Below are 7624 nucleotides of genomic sequence, written 5' to 3' on the forward strand. Positions count from 1 at the left end.
TATATTTAATTAAGCCCACTTATACCAATTCACGAAAATGTGACAACACTTTTGTGAATTAAAAACTAAATCTAGTAAGGGTTTTCAAGTTAAGAAATGGCTACGCCATTTCTTAACTTGGTATTACTTATTAAGCTATCAATCGTTTCTGTCATCAATCATTTTTGCAAAAAGAAATTCATGAAAATCCTCGTTACTGGCGGTGCAGGCTTCATTGGCTCACACCTAGTCGATCGCTTAATGACCTCTGGTCATGCAGTTATATGTATAGATAACCTCTACACGGGCAGAAAATCGAATAACGCACAGTGGCTCGATCATCCCAACTTCCAGTTTATCGAACATGACATTATCAATCCTATTGCGATCGAAAATATCGATCAGATCTATCATCTAGCTTGCCCAGCCTCACCCGTTCATTATCAATCCGATCCGATTCAAACTGCTAAAACCAACTTCTTAGGAACTCTCAATATGTTGGAATTAGCAAAGCAATGTAGAGCCAGACTTTTGCTCGCTTCAACTTCTGAGGTTTACGGCGATCCGCTCATCCATCCTCAGACTGAAGACTATTGGGGCAATGTCAACTGTACGGGGATTCGTAGCTGCTATGACGAAGGCAAACGAATTTCCGAGACATTAGCATTTGATTACCATCGCCAATTTGGGGTAGAAATTAGGGTAGCGAGGATTTTTAACACCCATGGCGCGAGAATGCTCGAAAATGATGGTCGTGTCGTTAGTAATTTCATCGTTCAAGCCCTTAAGGGAATCCCGCTCACTATTTATGGAGATGGCTCCCAAACTCGCAGTTTTTGCTATGTATCGGATCTCGTCGAAGGATTGATGCGCTTGATGAATGGCAAATATATTGGTCCCGTGAATTTGGGTAATCCTGGTGAATATACAATTCTACAACTAGCGCAGACAATTCAACGGATGATCGATCCGACGGCGGCATTAGTATTTAAACCTTTACCCCAAGACGATCCTCAACGTCGTCAGCCCGATATCTCGCGGGCAAAGTTCCACTTAGGCTGGGAACCAACTGTCCCCTTGGAAGAAGGGCTGTCAAAAACGATCGCCTATTTTCGCGATCGCCTAGCGAATTGAGCGAGCCAGAATTTCTCCTCAAGCTCCAATTGCTGGATTAAATTATATTTAAATGGATCAAAAAGTATGCGTGTTTGTGTAATTGGAACGGGTTATGTCGGCTTAGTCACAGGTGCTTGTCTTGCATACATCGGACATGACGTGATCTGTGTTGACAATAACGAAGAGAAGGTTAAGCTGATGAAATCGGGACAGTCACCGATTCATGAACCAGGGCTACCAGAAATCCTCACCGAGTCAATCCGTCAAGGCAAGATTGAATTTACAACGGATATCGCCACAGGTGTAAAGCATGGAGAAGTTCTATTCATTGCTGTGGGCACACCTTCACTTGCCGATGGACGCAGTGATATGCGCTATGTAGAGGCCGTAGCTAGGAGTATCGGCGAAAGTCTGACGGATGGATATCGTGTCATTGTCAATAAATCCACCGTTCCCATTGGTTCTGGGGATTGGGTGAAGATGATCGTCCTTGATGGCATGGCTGGTCAAAGTAACGATCAAATTCAATTTGATGTGGTCAGCAATCCCGAATTTCTCCGTGAAGGTGTCGCAGTTTACGATACGTTTAATCCCGATCGCATTGTGGTTGGTAGTGATAGCGATCGCGCACTCAAGCTGATGCAAGAACTCTATACGCCAATTATTGATCGCTCTTTTGCGGAAGACAAAACCCTTGCGCCAGTGCCTGTAGTCGTGACCGATTTGAACTCCGCCGAGATGATCAAGTATGCTGCAAATGCATTTTTGGCAACCAAGATCAGCTTTGTCAATGAGATCGCCAATATTTGCGATCGCGTCGGCGCAGATGTCAAAGAAGTGGCTCGCGGGATCGGTTTGGACTCGCGGATTGGCTCGAAATTCTTACAAGCTGGCATCGGCTGGGGAGGCTCTTGCTTTGGTAAAGATGTATCGGCACTGATATATACGGCGGAAGACTACGGATATTCTACGGAAATCCTCAAGGCCTGTGTGCGGGTGAATGAGTTACAGCGCATTCTGGTAGTTGAGAAATTACAGCAAGCGCTGAAGATATTAAAGGGAAAAACCATTGGCTTATTGGGAATGACCTTTAAACCCGATACGGACGATATGCGCGATGCTCCTGCCCTGACCTTAATCGATCAACTCAGTCGTTTAGGCGCAAGAGTAAAAGCTTACGATCCCCTCGTTTCACAATCAGGATTGCGGCAAGGTTTTTCCAATGTCATTGTGGAAACGGATTTAGAGCGTTTAGCTGATGGCTGTGATGCGGTAGTCCTAGTAACGGATTGGCAGGAGTTTTTAGCGATCGATTATGCCAAGATGCTAAGACTCATGCACCATCCTGTGATTGTCGATGCCCGCAATTTCCTTGATGGCAAGGCTCTCAAAGCCTTGGGATATCAGTATATTGGTATTGGGCGTTAATTTTTTTCTAAGATCTATTTCTAATGCCAAGTTAAGAAATGGCTATGCCATTTCTTAACTTGAAAACCCTTACTAGGTTTAGTTTTTAGTTCACAAAGTGTAATCACGCTTTCGTGAATTGGTATAACAAGGAGCATAAGCATATGTCGAAATCTAAGAAGCATCATGGCGACAAGTCTGCGAAATCTGAGCCAAGGCGAGAAGAGAGTTTATTAGATTTAGGCAATTCGGAGGTAGCTGCACATAATCCGAGCCCGTCTAAATTATTAGAGTTGCCCAAGCTGTCCAAAAAAATTTACGAAAAGGAACTAAAACACTTACAGATAGAACTCGTCAAGCTACAGGAATGGGTGAAGCATCAGGGATTGAAAGTAGTTGTACTCTTTGAGGGAAGAGATGCGGCTGGCAAGGGTGGCGCGATTAAAAGCATTACCCAGTCTCTCAACCCACGGATCTGCCGAATTGTGGCTCTGGGTAAACCTTCCGACCAAGAACGTACGCAATGGTATTTCCAGCGCTATACGGCGGAATTACCTGCGGCGGGTGAAATGGTGCTGTTCGATCGCAGTTGGTATAACCGTGCAGGGGTCGAGCATGTCATGGGATATTGTACCCACGAAGAATATGTGGAGTTTTTGCGTTCCTGTCCTGAGTTTGAAAACATGATTCAGCGATCAGGCATTATTTTAATTAAATATTGGTTTTCGGTGAACGATACCGAACAGGAAGCTCGATTTCAAGATCGGATTAAGGATCCTCGCAAGCGATGGAAGTTCAGCCCGATGGATTTAGAGGCGCGATCGCGTTGGGTAGAATATTCTAAAGCTAAGGATGATATGTTTAATGCTACTGACACTCAGCTATCGCCTTGGTATGTAATCGATGGCGATGACAAGCGACGGGCAAGACTCAACTGTATCAATCATCTATTGGCGAAAATTCCTTACGAGGATGTTTTGCCCAAGCCTTTCGATCTCCCACCTTTGCAGAATAAGATGACCTATGTGCGTCCTCCCCTCTATTTACAGAACTTCATTCCCGATGTAACTTCCCATTTATAGCTATTTCCTCTCAAACGAACCACAAGAAATTTTTTCAAGGTTTGCTTTGCAAGCCTTGAAAAAATTTTCTTGGTTCGGATTTTAGCGCAAAGCGCTGTAAAGCATAACAATGCAAGTTTTACTTAGGCGATCGCCATTGCCTGAGGCAACAGCGCAGCAATTACGTCCTCGGAGTTTGCCGTCCAACCAATGATGCCACCCTGAGCGCGGAGCATTTCAATCGTTGAGGTTTTAAATTCGGGGAAATAGCTGGCAGTTCCATCCTCAATTAATAGGCATTCATAACCGCGATCATTGGCTTCGCGCATGGTTGTCTGCACGCAAACTTCAGTAGTTACCCCTGTAAACAATAAGTGCGTAATATTTTCTTTTTGTAAAATCTCTTCCAAATTTGTCCGACAAAAAGCACCCTTACCAGGCTTCACAATGACAATTTCATTCGCTAATGGAGTCAGTTCGGGAATAATATTATTGCCATCTTCTCCCACAATTAGGATCCTACCCATAGAACCTTGGTCGCCAATTTTGAGATTTCCTCGCCCGCGATTGAGCTTAGAAGGTGGACAGTCAGAAAGATCGGGAGCATGAGCTTCGATGGTGTGGATGACTGGGAAATTTAGCGATCGAAATGTTTCCAATAGTTTCTTAAGCGTGGGGACGATGCTTTGTAGCTGCATCACATCATTGCCAAGGGCATCACCAAAACCGCCATGCTCCAAGAAATCACGTTGCATATCGATAATAACCAGAGCAATCTTGCCCTCGGACGGTAATTCATACTCGTAGGGATTTGCGGCGATCGCAGACATAAGATGTTCCTCGTAAAAATTTGCATGGTGTTGGATAAGTAGCAGGGTATAACTAAAAACCAGAATCAAAAGCTGTAGCGCACGCGCAGACTGCGCTACAGCTTTTGGAGTTTTATATTTAATTGCGCCTAGCTACTTAGAAAATTGATTACAGTTAACAATTACCTATTCATGAAGAATTACAGGTCTTTCCCAAACAATGAGAACAACACAGCCTTCTTCACTAAAGACTTGATGGCTGGTATCGGGGGGATTAATGATTACCGCACCTTTGGTATATTTGCCATCGGCATCGGTTTGCGAACCAGACAAAACAAATATATGCTCGTAACCCGAATGGGAATGATGGGGAACCTGCGCTCCAGCCTCATAGCGCAGAAGCGCAGCACTTGCGCCCATATCATTTTTATATAAATAATAGATTTCCACGCCTTGTCGAAAGGGCTCCCAAGGGAAATCGTCATAACTAGAGCGTGCGAGCAAATCAGGAAAGACTCTAACCTGTTGGTTGATAATCATTAGTTAATGTCCCGCCATTTTCTGTCCAATCTCCGCTAAATCGACATTAGCGCTATTGCTTTCGTAAACGAATTTACCATCGCTCATAACCAAAATGCGATCGCTCAAGGTCAAGATCTCATCGAGATCCTCACTGACCAAGAGAACGGCTACACCACGATTTCGCGCTTCAACAATTTGATTGTGAATATACTCAACGGCGGCAAAGTCCAGCCCAAAGACGGGATTAGCTACGATCAATAATTTGATTTGCGTAGCAGATAGCTCTCTAGCAAGCACGGTGCGCTGGACATTTCCACCTGAGAGGTTACCTACGGGGGTGTCTGGGGATGGCGTTTTGATCGAAAAGACCTTGATTAAATTCTTCGCAGTTTCGCGAATTGCTTTAAAAAGAAGCAGAATTCCGCCTTTCGATTGGGGTTGACGATCGAAGGTGCGGAGAGCCAGATTTTCAGCAACACTCATATGGGGCACGCAGGCATTGCGCAGTGGTTCCTCTGGCAACGAAAAAACCTGATGGCTATACATTTCCTTCCGCGTAGCCCTATAGCGATCGCCATTTACAAAAATCTCGCCAGATGTAGCAATGCGTTGCCCTGAGAGAACCTCCACCAATTCTCTTTGTCCATTACCAGATACACCAGCAATGCCCACGATCTCGCCGCTTTGAATCTGTAAATCAAGCCCTGCAACTGCCTCTAAACCATTGTCGCGATCGGCGTGAAGATTGCGTACGTCAAGAACTAAACTACTGGCTTCGATTTCTGTTTTAACAACTTGACGCGCTTCTTTTGCCTCACCTAGCATCATCGCCGCCATATCAGAGACTGATAGATCCTTAGTCGAGCCACTACCAGCAAACTTACCTTTACGCAACACCGTAACATCATCGGCAAAGGCAGTAATCTCGCGAAACTTATGGCTGATCATCAACACGCTCAGCCTTCCTGCGGTTACTTCCTCTCGCAAAAGTCCTAATACTTCATCAGCTTCCTGTGGAGTTAAAACCGATGTGGGCTCGTCAAGGATGAGAATTCGGCTTTTGAGATAAAGCTGTTTCAGGATTTCTAGCTTCTGTTTTTGTCCTGCCGCTAGTTGAGCGATCGGCGTATGGAGATCGATTTTAAACGGAGCCGAAGCCATAAATGCATCGAGCTTTTCTAACTCATCTTTCCAATTAATGATGTTAGGGCTGTCAGGACGCACCAGCAGCAGGTTTTCCGCGACAGTCATGGCGGGAACCACGGTGAAATGTTGATAAACCATCCCAATACCATAGAGATAGGCATCTCGAGGGCTATTGATATCGCGGGATTGTTTGTTAATTAAGATATCACCGTGACTCGCAGCATGAAAACCCATGATGCACTTCACCAAAGTACTTTTGCCCGCACCATTTTCGCCAAGGAGGGCATGAAAAGTCCCTGGCGCAAGTTTAAGCGAGACGTTATCAACCGCAACAAAAGAGCCGAATCTCTTGGAGATATTCACTAATTCTAATTCTGGAGGCAGATGCGATCGCAGGGTATCAGCGGAAACACTAGATGGAATAGTCAAGGGTGGTATCGACTCTTTCATAAATTCTTCTTCAACCAGATTATCAGCTAGATCGCTTTCGAGATCGTCAGGCATCGGTTTTTCCATAGCGACGTATAGGGAGCGTATTATTCCAATTCAACTAGAAATTTTTCTTAATAGCTGTAGTCAATGCTTCAGAATCGCTGACGGCTCCAAATACACCACCTTGCATTTCAATCATTTTGAGCGCCGCCAGATGATTGCCGTAGTCAGTTGCCCCAGTGCAGTCCGACAACATTAAGCATTCATACCCGCGATCGTTGGCATCACGCATAGTTGTATGGACGCAAACATCGGTGGTAATGCCTGAGAGAATAATATTTTGAATACCCTTGCGCTTTAAAATCAGGTCGAGATCGGTAGCGTAAAAAGAGCCTTTGCCAGGCTTGTCGATAATGGGCTCCCCAGCCAAGGGGTAAAGCTCAGGAATAATGTCCCAACCCTTTTCCCCCCGCACTAAAATTTTGCCGCAGGGTCCATCATCACCGATGCCAGCACCAATTCTTTGCGATCGCCAGCGTTTGTTTTCAGGCAGATCCGATAGATCGGGGCGATGACCTTCGCGGGTATGAATTATCAAAAAGCCTTTTTCGCGAAAAAGGGTTAAAACTTTTTTGATCGGCTCAATGGGGGCACGGGTAAGACTGAGGTCATAGCCCATCTTGTCCACATAACCACCAACCCCGCAGAAGTCAGTCTGCATATCGATGATTATCAGAGCAGTATTGTCTGGTCTTAGATCCCCATTGTATGGATAGGGATAGGGTGAGGAGTCAATATACATAATTATCCAATAACTTTTGTCAATTACTTTTGTCAATTAACAGTTGCTAAATAATTGTTGTGGATTGGCTCGACGCAGACTGTTCCCCAGCAACTTATAAGCCAATCATTAATCAATGTCCGTTCGGGTTAGACTGGCAAATTCTCAAAGAGCAAAAGTAAAAGCCTTGCTAAGCAAGGCTTTTACTTTTGCTCTTTGAGAAAGGGTTTGTTAGGCAAACCCTTTCTCAAAGTCCGTTTTAAATTATAGTTGTTTTAAATAAATTGTAGACGGGCTTCGACTTCGCTCAGCCCTCGGTGTAAGCTAGCTGAGCGAAGTCGAAGCTGTAGTTTTTATTTGAATTATCTATA

General features: G+C 44.7%; 7 protein-coding genes. 3 read left to right on the top strand and 4 right to left on the bottom strand.

Annotated elements, in window-relative coordinates; translation table 11 throughout:
• Nucleotides 1–180: 180 nt before the first annotated feature.
• From AC805_RS05260 to ppk2, 3 genes are all read left to right on the top strand, one after another.
• The gene (locus tag AC805_RS05260; RefSeq protein ID WP_055074444.1) at nt 181–1113 is read left to right on the top strand and encodes a UDP-glucuronic acid decarboxylase family protein; all 933 of its coding nucleotides are present in this window, start codon (nt 181–183) and stop codon (nt 1111–1113) included.
• A gap of 66 nt (nt 1114–1179) precedes the next feature.
• On the top strand, nt 1180–2523 hold the full coding sequence (locus tag AC805_RS05265; RefSeq protein ID WP_055074445.1) for a UDP-glucose/GDP-mannose dehydrogenase family protein: 1344 nt from the start codon (nt 1180–1182) through the stop codon (nt 2521–2523).
• 143 nt (nt 2524–2666) lie between these two features.
• Nucleotides 2667–3584: a polyphosphate kinase 2 gene (gene ppk2, locus AC805_RS05270; protein WP_197278644.1), complete on the top strand. Its 918-nt coding sequence runs from the start codon at nt 2667–2669 to the stop codon at nt 3582–3584.
• Nucleotides 3585–3706: 122 nt separating this feature from the next.
• Here ppk2 and AC805_RS05275 read toward each other — a convergent pair whose 3' ends face one another.
• The 4 genes from AC805_RS05275 to AC805_RS05290 form a co-directional block, all read right to left on the bottom strand.
• On the bottom strand, nt 3707–4393 hold the full coding sequence (locus tag AC805_RS05275; protein WP_055074446.1) for a cysteine hydrolase family protein: 687 nt from the start codon (nt 4391–4393) through the stop codon (nt 3707–3709).
• A gap of 165 nt (nt 4394–4558) precedes the next feature.
• Nucleotides 4559–4912, bottom strand: a complete 354-nt coding sequence (locus AC805_RS05280; RefSeq protein ID WP_055074447.1) for a cupin domain-containing protein — start codon at nt 4910–4912, stop codon at nt 4559–4561.
• A 3-nt stretch (nt 4913–4915) separates the two neighbouring features.
• Nucleotides 4916–6556 carry an ABC transporter ATP-binding protein gene (locus tag AC805_RS05285; protein WP_231662451.1) on the bottom strand — a complete coding sequence of 547 codons (1641 nt, stop codon included), beginning with the start codon at nt 6554–6556 and terminating at the stop codon, nt 4916–4918.
• A 34-nt stretch (nt 6557–6590) separates the two neighbouring features.
• Entirely contained in the window at nt 6591–7280 is a 690-nt protein-coding gene (locus tag AC805_RS05290; protein ID WP_156341312.1) for an isochorismatase family cysteine hydrolase, read from the bottom strand.
• Between the last annotated feature and the right edge of the window lie 344 nt (nt 7281–7624).

The sequence above is a fragment of the Pseudanabaena sp. 'Roaring Creek' genome, assembly GCF_001402795.1.
Classification (GTDB): Bacteria; Cyanobacteriota; Cyanobacteriia; order Pseudanabaenales; family Pseudanabaenaceae; genus Pseudanabaena.

Bases quoted from the DNA above. Each gene is read 5' to 3' on its own strand.
- AC805_RS05260 (WP_055074444.1), top strand. From the start codon at position 181: ATGAAAATCCTCGTTACTGGCGGTGCAGGCTTCATTGGCTCACACCTA.
- ppk2 (WP_197278644.1), top strand. From the start codon at position 2,667: ATGTCGAAATCTAAGAAGCATCATGGCGACAAGTCTGCGAAATCTGAG.
- AC805_RS05275 (WP_055074446.1), bottom strand. From the start codon at position 4,393: ATGTCTGCGATCGCCGCAAATCCCTACGAGTATGAATTACCGTCCGAG.
- AC805_RS05265 (WP_055074445.1), top strand. From the start codon at position 1,180: ATGCGTGTTTGTGTAATTGGAACGGGTTATGTCGGCTTAGTCACAGGT.
- AC805_RS05285 (WP_231662451.1), bottom strand. From the start codon at position 6,556: ATGGAAAAACCGATGCCTGACGATCTCGAAAGCGATCTAGCTGATAAT.
- AC805_RS05280 (WP_055074447.1), bottom strand. From the start codon at position 4,912: ATGATTATCAACCAACAGGTTAGAGTCTTTCCTGATTTGCTCGCACGC.